The organism is Sphingobium sp. RSMS, from assembly GCF_005406185.4.
Taxonomy (GTDB): Bacteria; Pseudomonadota; Alphaproteobacteria; order Sphingomonadales; family Sphingomonadaceae; genus Sphingobium; species Sphingobium fuliginis.
The window spans coordinates 2,985,634-3,002,150 of sequence record NZ_CM191257.1 but is presented as its reverse complement, the minus strand read 5'-3'; the positions used below and the strand labels follow the sequence as shown (position 1 = coordinate 3,002,150).

The 16,517-nt window shown below is 61.6% G+C and carries 12 protein-coding genes and 2 pseudogenes; 5 read left to right on the top strand and 9 right to left on the bottom strand.

The window, feature by feature from the left end:
* Positions 1-381: 381 nt before the first annotated feature.
* Positions 382-1,881, top strand: coding sequence for a Fic family protein (locus EGM87_RS14620; protein WP_253719086.1), 1,500 nt, complete (start codon positions 382-384; stop codon positions 1,879-1,881).
* Between the two features lie 311 nt (positions 1,882-2,192).
* Here the strand turns inward: EGM87_RS14620 and EGM87_RS14615 are convergent.
* The 3 genes and pseudogenes from EGM87_RS14615 to EGM87_RS14605 form a co-directional block, all read right to left on the bottom strand.
* A pseudogene (locus EGM87_RS14615) lies at positions 2,193-2,348 on the bottom strand (IS630 family transposase); the annotation flags it as partial.
* 7 nt (positions 2,349-2,355) lie between these two features.
* Positions 2,356-4,425 carry a recombinase family protein gene (locus EGM87_RS14610; protein ID WP_137710042.1) on the bottom strand — a complete coding sequence of 690 codons (2,070 nt, stop codon included), beginning with the start codon at positions 4,423-4,425 and terminating at the stop codon, positions 2,356-2,358.
* 210 nt (positions 4,426-4,635) lie between these two features.
* Positions 4,636-5,438, bottom strand: a pseudogene (locus tag EGM87_RS14605) (IS630 family transposase); the annotation flags it as partial.
* Between the two features lie 293 nt (positions 5,439-5,731).
* Here EGM87_RS14605 and EGM87_RS14600 point away from each other — a divergent pair.
* Entirely contained in the window at positions 5,732-6,673 is a 942-nt protein-coding gene (locus EGM87_RS14600) for an IS110 family RNA-guided transposase (RefSeq protein WP_137709083.1), read from the top strand.
* A 133-nt stretch (positions 6,674-6,806) separates the two neighbouring features.
* Here EGM87_RS14600 and EGM87_RS14595 read toward each other — a convergent pair whose 3' ends face one another.
* Both EGM87_RS14595 and EGM87_RS14590 read right to left on the bottom strand, forming a co-directional pair.
* Positions 6,807-7,892, bottom strand: a complete 1,086-nt coding sequence (locus EGM87_RS14595; protein ID WP_137710045.1) for a PepSY-associated TM helix domain-containing protein — start codon at positions 7,890-7,892, stop codon at positions 6,807-6,809.
* Complete coding sequence (locus tag EGM87_RS14590) at positions 7,889-10,099, bottom strand: TonB-dependent receptor (protein WP_137710046.1); 2,211 nt, start codon at positions 10,097-10,099, stop codon at positions 7,889-7,891. Before EGM87_RS14590 ends, EGM87_RS14595 begins: the two co-directional genes overlap by 4 nt.
* Positions 10,100-10,396: 297 nt before the next feature.
* Between EGM87_RS14590 and EGM87_RS14585 the strand changes: the two genes are divergently transcribed.
* On the top strand, positions 10,397-10,603 hold the full coding sequence (locus EGM87_RS14585) for a hypothetical protein (RefSeq protein ID WP_216614563.1): 207 nt from the start codon (positions 10,397-10,399) through the stop codon (positions 10,601-10,603).
* A complete protein-coding gene (locus EGM87_RS14580; protein ID WP_216614562.1) occupies positions 10,600-11,193 on the top strand; it encodes a PIN domain-containing protein in 594 nt (197 codons plus the stop codon). The genes EGM87_RS14585 and EGM87_RS14580 overlap by 4 nt, the downstream gene beginning before the upstream one ends.
* Positions 11,194-11,323: 130 nt before the next feature.
* Here EGM87_RS14580 and EGM87_RS14575 read toward each other — a convergent pair whose 3' ends face one another.
* From EGM87_RS14575 to gyrB, 4 genes are all read right to left on the bottom strand, one after another.
* Positions 11,324-11,815, bottom strand: coding sequence for an antitoxin Xre-like helix-turn-helix domain-containing protein (locus EGM87_RS14575; protein ID WP_316252051.1), 492 nt, complete (start codon positions 11,813-11,815; stop codon positions 11,324-11,326).
* Positions 11,816-11,878: 63 nt separating this feature from the next.
* A complete protein-coding gene (locus EGM87_RS14570; RefSeq protein WP_137710047.1) occupies positions 11,879-12,196 on the bottom strand; it encodes an antitoxin Xre/MbcA/ParS toxin-binding domain-containing protein in 318 nt (105 codons plus the stop codon).
* A 645-nt stretch (positions 12,197-12,841) separates the two neighbouring features.
* Entirely contained in the window at positions 12,842-13,234 is a 393-nt protein-coding gene (locus EGM87_RS14565; protein ID WP_137710048.1) for a MerR family transcriptional regulator, read from the bottom strand.
* 180 nt (positions 13,235-13,414) lie between these two features.
* Positions 13,415-15,922 (bottom strand): DNA topoisomerase (ATP-hydrolyzing) subunit B, encoded by a 2,508-nt coding sequence (gene gyrB / locus EGM87_RS14560; RefSeq protein WP_099185548.1) that lies wholly within the window; start codon positions 15,920-15,922, stop codon positions 13,415-13,417.
* A gap of 86 nt (positions 15,923-16,008) precedes the next feature.
* Between gyrB and EGM87_RS14555 the strand changes: the two genes are divergently transcribed.
* Positions 16,009-16,491, top strand: coding sequence for a hypothetical protein (locus EGM87_RS14555; protein WP_137710049.1), 483 nt, complete (start codon positions 16,009-16,011; stop codon positions 16,489-16,491).
* The last annotated feature ends 26 nt before the right edge of the window (positions 16,492-16,517 follow it).

Genomic DNA, 16,517 nt, shown 5'->3' with positions numbered 1-16,517 from the left:
GCCGAGCATGGTGAGCGCACGTTCATGTGCAGGCTGCGCTGATCCCAGCGGCAGGGCCGTTTGTGGCGGCGGACGCGATCGGGGCGAACTGCGGCTTTAGGTCGGCTCGTCCGCTTTCCTGCCCTCGATGGGCTGGACGCCTCTCTTACGCAGTTTGCCCCGCCTCAGAAGGGGGCCGAGGCGGGGCTGTCGGGTTCCTCCAAGGGAGAGGAACAAAGACTATGCGCGCGTGCAGGTGAGTCGCCTATCCATCATGTGAGATAAGCACAAGATTCCAGTTCGTCCCCGGAAGCCATCGCGTAATTTAAATCAATTTTGAACAATTGATGTCATTGGTAATCGTTCTCGTAGCGGACTATGTGTTTTCCCATGAACGAGCGCGTGAGTGATGATGGGCCGATGATGGGGCATATGTGGCTGCGGGCTGCGTTCGCGCCGCAAAGTCCGCCGCCCTATACCGAAAGCTACCTCGTCGCGGGCGCGCGGCGGACCGAAAGGATCGCTGAGCGCACTGTCGAGTTCTACCCGCGCTCCTATGCGACCGGTGACGATGTCATCGCCAACCTGCGCTTTGCCCTGCGCTATGAACCCCTGGACCTGGGCGTGCTGGCCGCAACCTTTATTGCCATCGACGCCGAAGTCGTCGCGGCATGGGTGCGCACCGAGCCGAGCGGCAGCTTTGCGCGGCGCGCCTGGTTCTTCTATGAGTATCTGACAGGCGACCGTCTCGACGTACCGGATGCCGCCGCCGGCAACTATGTCGAGGCACTCGATCCGCAGAAGCAGGTCCCCGGAGCGAGGCGGAACTCGTCGCGGCACCGCGTTATCGATAATCTGCTCGGCACGCCGGACCTGTGCCCCACGGTGCGCCGCACGGCGAAGCTGGAAGGGCAGATCGGCGTCCATATCGAGGCCGAAGCACGCGCGGTCATCGAAGGCAATGATCCGGCCGTGCTCGCCCGCGCGGTGTGGCATCTCTTAACTACGGAGACGCGTTCTTCCTTCGCGATCGAGGGGGAGGTGCCCAGCCCGAATCGGACCGAGCGGTTCGTCGCGGCGCTGCGCTCCGCCTCCAGCTTTGACACAAGCGACAAGGAAGCGATCGTTCGGCTGCAAAATGTGATCGTCGATCACCGCTATGCTGCCACCGACTGGCGCGGCTTCCAGAATTTCGTCGGCGAGACGACCGTCGATTTCCGGGAGGAGGTGCATTTCATCTGCCCCCGACCTGAGGACGTCCCCTCGCTAATGAAGGGCTGGATGGCACTGACGGCGCGGATGCTCGCCGACAACATCGAGCCTGTCGTGGCAGCGGCAGTCGCGGCCTTTGCCTTTGTCTTCATCCACCCGTTCGAGGACGGCAACGGCCGCATCCACCGCTTCATCGTGCACCATGTGCTGAGCAAGACCGGTTTCAGCCCGGACAGCATGATCTTGCCGGTGTCGGCCGCCATCGTCCGCGATCAGCGCAGCTATGACGCGGTGCTGGAAAGTTTCTCAAGGCCCCTGCTCAGCGCGATAGAATGGGACTGGACCAGCGAGCGCGAGATCGTGGTCCGCAGCGACACCGCGCCGCTCTATCGCTTCTTCGACGCCACCCCTGTCGCAGAATATCTTTATGACCGCGTGGTCGATACCGTCCGCACGGACCTGCGTGAAGAACTGGGCTTTCTGGCTATGTTTGACCGCGCGATGGAAGGGGTGCGCGCAATCGTCGATATGCCGGACCGCCGCGCCGCGTTGCTGATCCGCTTGGCGCTTCAAAACGGCGGACGTCTTTCCAATAGCAAGCGCCGTCAGTTCGACGAACTGACTGATGCCGAGATCACCGCGATGGAGCAGGCGGTACAGCGGGCGCTGGCCGAAGCGCCTGACGTCTGAGATCGATTATTGGTCTGGGAAAATGATTAGATATCGGACACTCGATCGAAATTTGATTACCCTTCAAACTGCTGCTTCGGGCGGCATGGAAGCCGGCCTCGGGCCGATCAGGCAATGGATACGGGTGCCCGAAGCTCTTCATGGCGGCTGACTGGCAGCTATCTCCCCCCTGCTCGATGTGCGGGCTGTCAGCGGACGCGCAGCTATCCGTATCTACCCTCCAGTAACCAGACGTTCTGAAATTCGTGCAACGGCCATCTGGAGGGGCGAACTTTGAATAGCTGACCGTCTGGACCTAGAGTCTTTCCGATTTAAATTGAGGCATATCCGGCGCCATTGATGTAGTTGGCGCATTCGTCGTTGCTGAAGCGGTCGAGGAGTTCGCCGATGCGGCGCCATGTGGCTTCGACGGTGCGCTCATTTGCCTTTCTCAGAAGCCGTTTGAGCTTTGAGAACATCTGCTCGATCGTGTGTTCATGATGACTCTCCAGTGCAGATTCCTGTTGAGCTGTTTTGGATTTCGACGAGCCAGACGCGCTGTGATCCTACCTTGGCCAACCGTCCTTTGATCCGCCCGCGCCGGAGCCAACCGTAAACGGTTTGCCGGTGCGCTCCTATTCGATCGGCATATTCCTGGAGGGTCATTTCGCTCTTGTGCCGCCGGGGGATATTGTTCGACCAGATAGGACGTGTCGTGCCAAGTCCACGCCGTTGGAGCAGGCGATGGATCATGGGTGCGTTAAAGCGCTCCTTCTTGGGAGGCGTCCAGCCATCGGCATTGAGGGCGTCGGCTATAATCTGCGCGGTGGCTCCCTGGCTTCTGAGCTCGGTAATCCGGGCAAGCAGCTTGTCGAAGTGCTCCAGTTGCTCGAACCGCCGGACCGGTCGGGTGAACGCATGTTTCGTCACAGTGCCGCCCGCCCAATGGCACACCAGTGCGGCGCGCTCGGTTTCACCTACGACGAGGACCTCGACGCGTTCCAACATCATACGCGCAATAGCCTGGCGATCGCGCGCTGTCGTGGATGCGCTGCTCCACAATGCGGGGATATCCTGTGCCAGCTGCCGTATGGCATCGCACTCCGCCTGGGTAAGTCGTTCTGGTTCTTCAGCTAATGCGCGCCGCTGTTCGTCCGCCAGCGACTGCTCGGCTGTGAGTGCCGCTTCCCAGTCCCGTTCCAGCGTCCGGGCGACCAAGCGGTTATCCGGATCTACCGCTTCGTAACGGCGGCGCGCGAGCGCGGTTTCATATCCGGCGCGTTCAAGCCGCATTTTCCATTGGCCGTGGAGTTGCCGGCGTTCCAGCTCAATATCCTCGGCCGCTTGCAGGCTCACCTCGATCGCAGCGGGCAAAAGGGCTTCAAGGACCAGCGTGGAGACCAGCCTGTCGACCGGCCAGGCGCTGATCGACTGGCAACGCGCTTCCCCATAGGTGGTGGCGAGTTGATGGCAGACATAGCGGGCCTCGCGTCCGTCGTCGGTGTAGGTCGTGAACATCCGCCGTCCGCAAAGCCCGCAAGAGATCAGGCCGCCAAGCAGGGCCGCGCCGCCGCGCGGAACACCCGTGTGTCGAGAGCGGTTCATGGCCATCTGCCGCTGGTTCCTCTCAAAGTTGCTCCAGTCTATATACGCCGGCAACACATCCTGGTGGAGTACCATCCATTTCTGCGGATCACTTAGATAAGTTCGACCACTGTGCGGCTTACCCGGAAGCCGGCGACGGCCATCATAGTGGCGACGCCCGAAGGCATAGGCGCCGGCATAGGCCGGATGGCGTAACATGTCCGACAGTGTCGCGCGATTGGGACGGTTCCAGCAGACGTCGCCCTTGTTCGGCCCGCACCGCACGCGATCGGGCAGTTGCAGGTCATGGTCGACGAGATAACGCAGCACACCGCTGACCGATCGCCGTCGCTCGAAGACGGCGAAGACCAGGCGGATTGCACGCTGCACCCCTTCATCCGGATCCAGCGCAACCTCCCCGGAAGGTTTCAGCACATAGCCGCGCGGAAGGCCCAGAATGAGTTCACCACGACGGGCTTTGGCACATCGGCCTTCGTGCATGCGGGCCTTGAGGATGTGAAGTTCCGCTTCGCTCATCGTTCCCTTGAGCCCAAGCAGAAGGCGATCATTGTAGGTGCCGGGATCATAAATACCATCGGCATCACCGATGAGCGTGTCGAACAGCGCACACATTTCGAGCAGCTGATGCCAGTCGCGGCACGATCGTGCCAAGCGCGATACTTCGATCCCAAGAACCAACCCAACGTGGCCGAGCCCCACTTCCGCAACAAGCCGCTGGAAGCCTGGCCGATCCAGTGCCGAGGATCCGGAACGTCCAAGATCGTCATCAATGACGGTCACTTGCTCGCGTCGCCAACCAAGTCCACAAGCCCGATCGGCAAGACCATATTGCATTCGGGTGGACTCACGGTTCTCCGTCACCTGCCGCATCGTCGACTGACGGACGTAAACGACAGCCTGCCGCTCTTGATGTCGCGGCAGGACCTTTTCAGGCAGAGTCCGGGTGAGCTCCATCGTCATGGCTTGCCTCCCGCGGAAGGGATAATCGTCGCTGGATCAGTTCCCCCAGAATGACCACAAGCCGCCGACGTCGATCCGTCGGCAGATCCGTCCAATGGATGTTCTTCCGATATGACATCGCCACGCCTCGCAATCCAGCGGGCCAGGTTCAGAAGCGCACTATGGCCCACCTGCGGCACTAAATGAACCTGTGACTCAGAGGTTCCAACGCCATGCTTTCTCGATCGGGTTGAGATCGGGCGAGTAGGGCGGCAGGAAGAAGAGCTTGATGCCTGCCGCTTTGAGGAGCTTGCGGACCTTGGCGCCTTTGTGGCTGCCGAGATTATCGATGACGACGATGGCTCCCGGTTCGAGCTCGGGTATCAGGAACTGCTCGACCCAGGCGGTGAAGCTTGTCCCGTTGATCGGCCCGTCGAGCACGCAAGGCGCGACGATGCCATCGTGCTTGAGGCCGGCGATGAAGGTCAGCGTTTTCCAGTGCCCATGCGGCACCTTGTCGATCAGCGGCTCGCCCTTGGTCGCCCAGCCATGGGTGCGCGTCATGTTCGTTTTTGCCCAGGTCTCGTCGATGAAGACCATGCGCCTCGGGTCTATTCGGCGCTGGAGCCAGAACCAGCGGGCACGGCGGCGGGCGACGTCCGGGCGGTCCTGCTCCTTGGCGAAGAGCGTCTTTTTTTAAACGTCTTGCCCAAGCGCCGAAGATACCGCCACAGCGTGTCGCAGCTCACCACGACGCCCCGCTCCGCGCGCAGCATCGCCAAAAGTTCGTGCAGCGTCGCGTCCTTGTCCTGCTCGATCCGCGCCAGCAGCCACGCGCGCTCGCCTTCCAGTAGCGGCCGCATGTGACCGCTCACCTTGCCCGGCTCAACCGATCCCGTCGTCCGCCACGCCTTGGCCCAGCGAACCCCGGTCGCCGCGCTCACCTCAAACAATCGGGCCGCCGCCCGCGCCGATAAGCCTCGATCCAGCGCACGACAAAAGCGAACCCGCAAATCCCCCGATAATGGCCTCATCCATGCTGGCCTCCCAACCAGTGGCCAGCTTGATCACAAAGCCGAACCTAACGGAATCCCCCTGATTCTTCCAACTCCGGAACGACTTGTCTTATGACATTGCGGTCCGTTTGGGCCATGCTGGATTGCCCGGGCCGGGGTGGCCACCCCGGCCCGGGCGGAAGGGGACGGATCGTGAAAACGCCGGTCGTTGTGGGACCGGGCTAGAGTAGGATCGCCCCTTTCTTTTCCATCAGGCCCGAACGGATACCGGGGTTTTGGACCCGGATGACAAGCATGGGATAGCGGAAAAGATGAGCGACAATCTACCACAGACGATCGGCATCGACATCTCCAAAGCGAGCCTCGACTGCCATGTCCACCCTGCCGGCGCCGAACGCCAGTTCGCCAACACCGCCAAGGGCCACAAGGCGCTGATCGCCTGGCTGCGACAATGGCCGGTCGAGCGGATCGCCTATGAGGCAACCGCAACCTACCATCGAGCGCTGGAGGCGGCTCTGGCCGACTGGCCCTGCGTTAAGCTCAACCCAGAGCGCGCCCGGCGCTTCGCCCAAGCGACTGGCACTCTGGCCAAGACCGATCGCATCGATGCCATGTTGCTGGCCCGTATGGCGGCCACCTTGCAGCCGCCGGTCAGACCCGCTCGAAGCGCACAGCAGGCGCAGATGGCGGAGCTCATCAATGCCCGAGACGGCCTCGTGCGCGATCGCACCGCGCTCAAGAATCGCGAGAAGAACCTCACCATCGCCTTCCTCAAGCGCCAGTGCCGGCAGCGGCTCGAGCAGATCGATCGGCATATCGAGGCGCTCGATACCGAGATCGCCAACCTGATCGCCGCCGATGCTGCGCTCGCCCGCCGGCATGAGATCCTCACCAGCATCGCCGGCGTCGGAACGCTGACCGCCAACCAGCTCATCGCCACCATGCCCGAACTCGGCAGCCTCGAGAACAAGCAGGCCGCATCCCTCGCCGGTCTCGCCCCCGTCGCTCGACAGTCCGGACAATGGAAAGGCAAGAGCTTCATCCGTGGCGGACGCGCCAACGTGCGGCAGGCTCTCTATATGCCGGCCCTCGTCGCCGCCCGGTACAATCCCGATCTCAAGGCAAAATATCAGCAGCTCGTTACTGCCGGGAAGCCCGCCAAGATCGCCATCACCGCCGTCATGCGAAAGCTCGTCGTCACCGCGAACGCCCTGCTCAAAGCCGATCGATGCTGGACGCAATCTCCAGCTTGATCATCACGGATACTCTAGGGATCAAGAACTGGCCGCTGAACCGCCAAGAAGGGTCGATCGCTCAAGCATCGTCTGTGACGCGAACATCATCACGACAAAGCGAGCATAGACTCGTGCGTCCGTCTGGCCGATCTCAGCGTTGCATCCCCGCCAATCGAGACACCGAGCGGGCCGCGCCTTTCCTCGGGAACCAGAAAGACCACGTCGTTAACGTCCCCAGCAGGCCCAATGCCAACCCGGCAAAGGTCATTATCAGCCGATAGCTCAAGCCCCCCACCTTGGCGGCGTGAAGCGGATAGAGCATATTGTAGATTTTCACGGCCTCAGGCAGGCGAGAGGCATCGCGGGCTTTGACCAGGCGATCGTTGTCCGCCGCAAACCATAGGGTGGTGCGCCCGTTTGGCAGCCACTCGTCCGATTTCTTCATGCGCAGGGTGATAAGACCGCTGCCTTGCCGGGGCACCGACAGGCTGCGTATCTCGGCATCGGTAAAACGGATTCGCGCCTCTTCGATGATAGCGCGCCAGTCATGCTTCGCGGCGAGCCGCACGACAGGGGCTTTGGGTGCCTTCAGGCTGGCGTCGATCTGCGCGGGCGCGGTGGGCCCAAGGATCAGCGCGGCCATGGGGCGGAATACCAATATGGCGCCTGTCAGGAACGCCAGGATCAACAACGGTGCCGCGACCACGCCCAGATCGCGATGATGGCGCAAGATCGCGGGTCGGCTGATACGCTTGGGGACCAGACGGAACTCGAACGTCTTGCGCGTGCGCGTCCACAACAGGATGCCGGAGATGACGAAGAACAGCCCGGCAATCGCTGCGACGCCTATCACGGTTTCGCCTGTGTCGCCCGCAAACAGATGATGATGCAGGTCGAACAGCCAGAGTTCCGGCCGTTCCCACTGGCTGTTCCAGCGCGTGACGAGATTGCCCGCCTGATCGGTGTAGGCGCCCGTTCCGTCCGCGAAACGCAGCCGGTTGAGGCCGAAATCGGGGCCAGCGAAGGTGATCATCTCCGGCCGGGTGGCAGGATCGGCCATGATCCGTTCGACCGTCGCGGCGATCACGCCCGTCCCCTGCACTTGAACGTCGGATGCGTGGGGCAACAGGATCCAGGCATCCTTGTGCAACAGCAACGCGCCCGAAAACCCCAGCACCGCCAGAATGAGGCCGATCACTCCGCCGATCCAGCGGTGCAGGAGATCAAGCGTCTTCAAAAAGCATAGTCCCAGCTCAGCGTGAAGGTGCGACCGCGTCCCGCGAAATAAGCGAGATTGTCGGTCGGCAACCGCGTGTCGCTGCTATAGTCGATGTAGAATTTGTCGAACAGATTCTGCACGCTCAGGCGCAGACCGCCAAGGCCGGTCTGGTAGCGAATACTCGCGTCGGTGATGTTGTAACCGCCGAAATTGTTGCGCTGGTCCGGCTGTGGCCTGCCCGCATCGGCGTGGAAAGTGCGCGACAGGAAGAATTGCGTCTGCACGATCGCCGAAACAGGGCCGCGATTATAGTTAGCCGACAGGTTGACGCGGTCGGGCGAGATGTTCACGCCATCAAGATCGGTATCCACCCTTCCGTCCGCATTATTGTCGTAGCGTCCGTCAATATGGGCATAGCCGACGCCCAGTTTCAGTCCCTCGACTGGCGTTTCGGTGCGCAGATTGACCTCAATGCCCTCGATCTCGATGCGCTGGCGTTGGACGTCGAAGTTGCGGCCCAGGCCCGGGACGAGCAACTGGCCCTTGTCGCTCGACGACCAGAAATAGGTAGCCGACGCGTCTATGGGTCCGCGCTTCACTTCCACGCCGATCTCGCGGTTGTTCGACACGATCGGCTCGATGGCGAGATAGGAATCGATGTCGATGCCGGTCAGGTTTACCGACCGCGCGATGCGGCCGACGTCCGGCGCGGTATAGCCCTCGGCATAGCTCGCATAGGCGCGGATGCCTTTCCACGGCTCGATGATGACACCGCCATTCAGCAGCAGGTCATCGAATTTGGGCTTGCCGCCGGCGACGGCGACCCCGCCATAGGTGGAGTTGCCGCATGGCGTCGTGGGCGGCCGATTGGTCGGGCAAGCAACGAAGGTCGTCGACGCCAGGGTATGATAGTCGTCGATCTTGATCTGGACATTCTCCCAGCGCGCACCGCCGGCGACGCGCACCAGACCGTCAAACAGCTTGAGGTTGGCCTGCGCGAAGGGGGCGAGGCTGCTGAACTCGGCCGGCGGCACCCAGACGCGGTCGGTGGCGATCAGCCGCTGCTCGGTCTTGTCCAACAGCGCGTCGAAGCCGAGCGTCGCGGTCAGCGCCTCGAAGCCCGGCACCGCGCGCTCATAGCTGAACTTGGCGCCGATCTTGCGCGAGCGGTTCTGCGATTGGTCGAACAGTGTGTTAACGGGGGCGAGGGCCGGGTCCTGGAACGTCGCGATCGGCGCGACCTCGCCGCCGAACGTGTCGCGCGAGCGATTGAAGAAAAACTGGCTGATGAAATTGCCGCCCAGAAGGTCGCTGTCCGTGTAGGACAGGGCGATGCTTTCGGTGCGGTTGGCGGCCGGCTCGCCAGGAGGCGTGCCGTGTACCGCGCCGGTGGGCAGACCGGTGAGGCGGTTGCCGGCGACCGCCACGAAATCCCCCTCGCCCTTGAGTTCGAAGCGGCTTGCAATCAGGTCGATGCGGCCGGTCGCGGAAGTCGCATAGCCCAGCCGAGCGAAGAAATTGGTCGTGCGCGAATCCTGTGTTTCGCCCTGTGTCAGGTTGAGGCCGACGCGACGATCCTGTCCGTCGTAGAACACGCCACGCTTCTCATAGGTGGCCCCGATCGTAGCGTCGAAGTCGCCAGCCTTGTACTGCAACAGGCCACCGGCCTTCCCGCCGAAGCCGTCAGAGTGGAACTTGTTGTCGGCGGAGCCCTGCAAGAGCACCCGGCCGCCCAGACCCTCCTTCGTCGGGGCGCCAACCGTGACCTGGTTGACGATGCCGCCGGTGCCGCCGATGCCCTGCAGCGCGTTCGAGCCGAAGATCAGCTCGACCCGGTCGACGAAGAAACCGTCGATGGTGAAGCCGTCGCGAGCGCCGTCGCGCAGCGGGGTCGACTGTGGGATGCCGTTGATCGCGTAGAGCGGAGAGCGGCCGCGCAGGGTTTCGCCTGCGCCGGAGAGCTTCTGGCGGGTCGGCGAGAAGGAGGGAGTCAAGGTCGCGATCGCATCCGTGACCGAGCCGGAGATGGCGAGTTGCTGGTCGAGCGTCTCCTTGTCGACCACATCGATCGTCAGGGGCAGCGCGTTGGCCGGAAGGATGCTGCGCGCAGCTGTAACGATGATCGCCCCTTCGGCCTCCGCTTCGGCGGGCACGGATTGCGCGTGGGCGGTGGTCGCAACGAGGAGCGCGGTGGTGGAGAGCAGAGTCGAAATGGCTAAACGCATGAATACACCCCTTTATGGGAGGCGCGCTAGCGAATGACCTCTTCTAATGCAAGTCAATCGCAACTGCATGGCCGGACAGTGTTGCGCGCGATCATGCCCTCGATGGCGAAGGGCCATCGGGGGTGATCATCCGCAGCCCTTTCATTCCAGCTTGTTTCGATGACGCTAACACAGAAACACTGAAACACGGATTTCCAGATTTCGGGAAATAAGTTTTTCAGTTTTAACGGATAAACAGTTTTCGTTCTTTCAGTGTCCCCGCAACGTCGCTATCATTAGGTGAGGATTATCGACTGGATGGGTGAAATGCGGGAGGGCAGCAGCGTGCGGGAGAAGGGGCGTGGCAAGTCGCCGTCAGCCGACCTTCAGACGTTGAACTTCAAAGTCCCCGACGATTTCAAGCGGGCGTACAAGGTCTATGCCGCTCAGCGAGGCATGACGATGCTCGACCTCCTGCGGGAGGGTTTTGAACTCAGCAAGCAAGAGCATAAGGGCTCGAAATGAGCGCGGCTCCTACCACAATGAAATCGCTTGATCGCATCGGATGGCTTCTGCCGTCGGCCGTGCCGAGCGGATATCCCGACGGTCTTGTGCTCGTCGACGGATACGATCGGTCCGGGCGCCCAACTCGCGAAGTCGCGACGATGGAGAAGGCGGCCGAATATGGCGCTCATGCCGTGTTTTTCGAAGCGGCTCCTGATGGGGGCAACGGTCCTGCCCAAGCCTTCGTGTTCGTCGCCGATGGGAGCGAAGGCGCGGAAGAGGACTTCGCTGGAACACATCAGCGGCTCTGGAGTTGGGGTGGCGTCCCGCTCGTTTACCGCCGCAGCCCCGGTGTGGTTCAGCTTTTTCGGTGCGGACACAAACCAGATTTTGCATACAAGGACGACTGGTTTGCAAGCCCTTCGACATTTTGCGTGTCGGGGCGGATATCGCCTCGGCTGAAGCTTGGTGGGATGCGACGCGCCTACGCAGCGGCGCGCTCTGGGACGATCCGGAGGCTCCTGATCGCCCAGTCGATGGTAGAGGGTATCACCCTACTCACTGCTGACGACCTGGTCGCTCAATATCCAGGGCCGATCCGCAAAATCTGACGGATCCTACTGCGCAATTTCCACACGCAAATCCAAATAGCCAAAAAAGAAACCCGGGGTCGGCGATCCGATTTCCGGTCATTTCGTTCCGAGCGTCAGCCGCCCGGAATATCCTCGTTCTTCGCCATGGTCAGCCTCCCGGTGCATCTTCGTTCGATATATCCTTGGGCGATGACAAAGGCAAATCTGTATCCCCTGCCTGAAGCTGAGCGTCCAGATATTGCCGTACGACATAGAGATCCGAGACATTTCCTCGGACCATTCGCTGCACGGCCGTGCCACCGGCGAACAGGGGGGCATAATTCGGAGCGCGCAGCCAGGCATCGGCTCGATCGGGGACTGGGAGGAGGATGTTGATCGCTTTGAAAATGGCCAGGACGTGACTGATCCGCTCGAGCGTGTCCCTGTGAAGCCTTAAGGCGGTGCCTGCCTTCCAGCGCCGAAGAGTCGATTTGCTGGAGAGAGCCAGGAGGCTTAACTGTTCATCCTCACTTAACCGCCAAGCATCAGCGATTGTGAAGAAGATCCTCACGGCCGGGCCATTGAGCCTTTCGGCGTCATCCTCGACGACTTTCTGGCGAGCAGCCCCCTCGACACACGCGTGCATCTGCTCGACCGTCAATGTCTTGCCTGAGCGCAAAGACCCAAACACAGTGGCTATGGGATTCTTATCGGCCTGGGGCACCTAAACTCCCCCACCGTATGCCGCACGGCCTAACAGATCGATCACGCGGTCCGCTTCCGCATCACTCGAGACCGCACAATCGAGGGCTGATTGACCGTCTAGCATCGGGTGTCGCCGACGCATAAATTCAACCAGCTTCGATGCATCAGGGTAAATGGACGATGCAAAATCAAGCACCTGGGCAATTCGTTTGGCGATCATCTGATTGCTACCAGCCTCATTGCCAACCGGAGGTCCGAAATCGGCCTCGTCATGCAGGCTTTCTGGGGTCATCTCTGCGAGCAACTCGCCAAGCTGGCGTATTTTTTTGTCAGCCATCCCCTCCTCCTGGGCATGAAGAGAGTGATTCTCTCCTATAGTATTGCAGCAGGTCGCCTGCTGGCGAAGTGGCGGCATGGATCGGTGGAGCGATGGCGGTAGACGGACGGGCATGGGCTGTCGCCCGCTAATCCTATCCCGATCGGTGAGGCAACTTCTGCTGATTTTGAAGCCGGATCAGCTTTTTCGCCCGCGCGCCTGGCACCGTTCCAATTATGACACGAGCTTGAAGGGGCTCAATCCGGGGGCACGTTCAGGCCGAAGACTGATTAACGTCCTCTCAAAAAACCAAATCCGGGGTCGGCGATCCAATCCCGGGTTTTTTGCAGTCCGAGTCGTCAACCTCCCGGCACATCCTCATTCGCCATAGTCAGCCTCCTTGCACGTCTCTGCTTGAGATATCCATAGATGCCGCCAAAAGCAACAATTCGGCCAAATGGACGGCGACCGGTGCGAAGATGGAGGTGAATCGGAAGCCCCGGCCAAGTAGGCAGCTTTACGTTCTCGATCTTTCACAACGATTCGCAGCGGGAGCAGAGCGTGCGCGGTCGACGCGACCTAGCACCGGTTCATGGTGAAACTGTCTTGGTCTAGGAGATAGGATGGCTGGCGAAACGCAAAATAGTGTGAGCATCGACCCCCGCCTCATTTTTCGCAGCAACTGTGAGGCTTGATTTCAAAAACACGCTCGATCAAATCCGGCGGTGCTTCGCCTAAGCAGACTGAGGCCAGACCTTCGATTAGCTTCGTGAGCGAAGCTCGCCGTGCCTCTGCCTCTTCCTTGATTCGTTCCAGCGACCGAATCGGCCCATCTGTTGATCGGCCCGCCGAGAACATCAGGAGATCTCGGACATCGTCCAACGAGAACCCGAGCTCTCGAAGGCGCTTTATGAAGCGAAGGCGCACTTCGTGCTCGGCTGCAAATAGCCGAAACTTTCCTGAAGACCGTGCAGCAATCTCAATCAGGCCCTCTCTCTCGTAGAGCCTTATTGTTTGAATGCTTACTCCAGTGGCCTTAGCTAGATCACCTATTTTCATTCAGATGCAGGAAGCCTCTGCTATGAATGTAAGGGGTTAGGGAAGCGAATCGCTCGCCCCTCAACATCCAATCTAATTGAGCGTTAGGGCCACTAAGCTCGGTAAAGTCCTACAAGCAATAGGCTCTGACAAACAATCAATCGCCTTAAAAAACAAGCAATCGGTTCATTTCAGATCGGATCAGACGTCCAGATTGGCGACGTTCAGCGCATTGTCCTGGATGAACTCGCGCCGCGGTTCGACCACATCGCCCATCAGCCGCGTGAAAATCTCGTCGGCAACGTCCGCCTGCTCGACCTCCACCCGCAGCATGGAGCGATTATCGGGGTCCAGCGTGGTTTCCCAAAGCTGTTCCGCATTCATCTCGCCAAGGCCCTTGTACCGCTGGATCGCCAGCCCCTTGCGCCCGGCAGCGAGGATCGCCTCCAGCAATTCGCTGGGCCGCGTGACCGCCGTCGAACCCTTGGTCGCGACCGGCAGATCGTCATCCCCCGCCTCCTCGGCGGCGGCCGCCGCCTTGGCCGTGACCAGACGGCTGGCGGTGCGATAGCTGTCCGCCTCCTCGGTTGCGATGGCGTGCAGCTTGCGCGCTTCGGCCGACCCGATGAAGCCCGCCTCGATCATGTGATGGTCGGTGACGCCGCGCCACAGCCGCTCGAAATGGAAGCCGCCCTCCTCCGCGATCCGGCCGGTCCACCTGCCCTCTTCGTCCTGCGCATCCATCCAGCGGACGGTGTTCGTCAACCGTTCGGCCTGCGCGTCATGGCTGAGTTCCGGATCGAGCGCGCCGTTGATCGCCAGCGCTTCGATGATCGCGGGATTGTAGCGGCGCGGCACATAGCGCATCACCGCCCGCATCCGCCGGCCATGCTCGATCAAGTGGCGCAGGTCTTCGCCAGACCGCATGCCGCCGGTCGTTTCCAGCGCCATGGATTCGACGCCATTGTCGACCAGATACTGCTCCAGCGCGGCTTCGTTCTTGAGATACACCTCCGACCGGCCGCGCGTCGCCTTGTAGAGCGGCGGCTGGGCGATAAAGAGATGCCCCGCCTCGATGATCTGCGGCATCTGGCGGTAGAAGAAGGTCAGCAGCAGCGTGCGGATATGCGCGCCGTCGACGTCGGCGTCGGTCATGATGACGATCTTGTGGTAGCGCAGCTTTTCCAGGTTGAAATCGTCGCGGATGCCGGTGCCCATCGCCTGGATCAGCGTGCCGACTTCCTTGGACGACAGCATCCGGTCGAAACGGGCGCGCTCGACGTTCAGGATCTTGCCCTTCAGCGGCAGGATCGCCTGATTATGCCGGTTGCGCCCCTGCTTGGCCGAACCGCCGGCCGAGTCACCCTCCACCAGGAAGAGTTCGGATTTGGCGGGATCGCGTTCCTGACAGTCGGCCAGCTTGCCGGGCAGCGAGGCGATGTCCATCACCCCCTTGCGCCGGGTGAGTTCGCGCGCCTTCTTCGCGGCTTCGCGGGCGGCGGCGGCGTCGATCACCTTCTGCACGATCATGCGGCCATGCTGGGGATTTTCCTCCAGCCATTCCGCCATCTTGTCGGCCATCAGGCTTTCCAGCGGCTGACGCACTTCGGACGAAACCAGCTTGTCCTTGGTCTGCGAGGAGAATTTGGGATCGGGCAGCTTGACCGACACGATGGCGGTCAGGCCTTCGCGCATATCCTCGCCGGTCAGCGAGACCTTTTCCTTCTTCAACAGGCCGGACTTGTCCGCATAATTGTTGAGCGTCCGGGTCAGCGCGGCGCGGAAGGCGGCAAGGTGGGTGCCGCCGTCCCGTTGCGGGATGTTGTTCGTGAAACAGAGGACATTTTCATAATAGCTGTCGTTCCATTCCAGCGCGACGTCGATGGTGACATCGTCGCGGCTGCCCGAAATCGCGATCGGATCGGGCATCAGCGGCTGCTTGTTGCGGTCCAGCCACTTCACGAAGGCCGCGATGCCGCCCTCGTAAAACAGCTCGATCTCCTTCTTCTCCTCATGCCGCGCATCGATCAGGAACAGCCGCACGCCGGAATTGAGGAAGGCGAGTTCGCGATAGCGATGCTCCAGCTTCTCGAAATCGAATTCGGTGTGGTTCTTGAACGTGCCGCCGTCGCCGGGCACTTTCTCGGTCGAGGGGAGGAAAGTGACCTTCGTCCCTTTCTTGCCCGCGGGCGCGTCCCCGATCACCCTGAGCGGCGCCACCGCGTCGCCATAGGCAAAGCGCATATAATGCTCCTTGCCGTCGCGCCAGATGTTGAGGTCGAGATATTCGCTGAGCGCGTTCACCACGCTGACGCCCACGCCGTGCAGGCCGCCCGACACCTTATAGGCGTTGTCGTCCGACGTGTTCTCGAACTTGCCGCCCGCGTGGAGCTGGGTCATGATGACCTCGGCCGCTGAGACGCCCTCTTCCTTGTGGATGTCGGTGGGGATGCCCCGGCCATTATCCTCCACGCTGACCGATCCGTCGGGATTGAGCGTGATCAGGATGCGGTCGCAATGGCCGGCCAGCGCCTCGTCTATGGCATTGTCGCTGACCTCGAACACCATATGATGCAGGCCGGAACCGTCGTCGGTGTCGCCGATATACATGCCGGGCCGCTTCCGCACGGCATCCAGCCCTTTCAGGACCTTGATGCTGTCGGCGCCATAGGCATTGCTGTTGGGGTTGTTCTGACTTTCCTCGCTCATATCCGAGCATATAGGGAAAAGGGCCAGCAAACTAAAGCGAAACATGGCGGCTATCGCCTGCGCCGGGCAGGGTCTATCAGGCGGCTATGCGCATGATCCTGACCCTGGTCCTGATGCTTGCCGCCTGCTCCAAGAGCAGCGACGTGCTGGAGGAACTGCCCAACAGTTCGCTTGCCGGCGCACCGCGGGAGGAGGTGCCGGAAACCCGTCTGGAATCGCGCCTCGTCCGCCCGGTGACCATTGGGGAGGACGGTCCGCGCCTCGACGCCTGCGGCGCCATGGGCCAGGCGGTGCGCGTAGGCGCCGGAGGAGCGGCGGTCCGGGCCGCGCCCTTTTCGGACGCCGGAGAAGTCGCCCGCATGGCGGAGGGCAGCCGCGCATGGGTCTGCACCCGCAGCCTCGACCAGAAATGGATGGGCGTCGTTCTGGTCCCCGAGCCTCCTGCCGACAATGCCGCGGCCCCGGTGGATTGCGGCGTGTCCGGACCGGTGGATCGCAAGCAGCCCTATGACGGCCCCTGCCCCAGCGGCTGGGTGTCGAGCGCCGCCATCCGGTTGATCGCGGGTTAGGGGGTGCGCCGCCCCTAACCCCTCCC

What these genes read in the sequence shown, in the direction of transcription:
- EGM87_RS14610 (WP_137710042.1), bottom strand. Translation starts at nt 4,425, where the DNA reads ATGACGATGGAGCTCACCCGGACTCTGCCTGAAAAGGTCCTGCCGCGA.
- EGM87_RS14600 (WP_137709083.1), top strand. Translation starts at nt 5,732, where the DNA reads ATGAGCGACAATCTACCACAGACGATCGGCATCGACATCTCCAAAGCG.
- EGM87_RS14590 (WP_137710046.1), bottom strand. Translation starts at nt 10,099, where the DNA reads ATGCGTTTAGCCATTTCGACTCTGCTCTCCACCACCGCGCTCCTCGTT.
- EGM87_RS14585 (WP_216614563.1), top strand. Translation starts at nt 10,397, where the DNA reads ATGGGTGAAATGCGGGAGGGCAGCAGCGTGCGGGAGAAGGGGCGTGGC.
- EGM87_RS14580 (WP_216614562.1), top strand. Translation starts at nt 10,600, where the DNA reads ATGAGCGCGGCTCCTACCACAATGAAATCGCTTGATCGCATCGGATGG.
- EGM87_RS14570 (WP_137710047.1), bottom strand. Translation starts at nt 12,196, where the DNA reads ATGGCTGACAAAAAAATACGCCAGCTTGGCGAGTTGCTCGCAGAGATG.
- EGM87_RS14565 (WP_137710048.1), bottom strand. Translation starts at nt 13,234, where the DNA reads ATGAAAATAGGTGATCTAGCTAAGGCCACTGGAGTAAGCATTCAAACA.
- gyrB (WP_099185548.1), bottom strand. Translation starts at nt 15,922, where the DNA reads ATGAGCGAGGAAAGTCAGAACAACCCCAACAGCAATGCCTATGGCGCC.
- EGM87_RS14555 (WP_137710049.1), top strand. Translation starts at nt 16,009, where the DNA reads ATGCGCATGATCCTGACCCTGGTCCTGATGCTTGCCGCCTGCTCCAAG.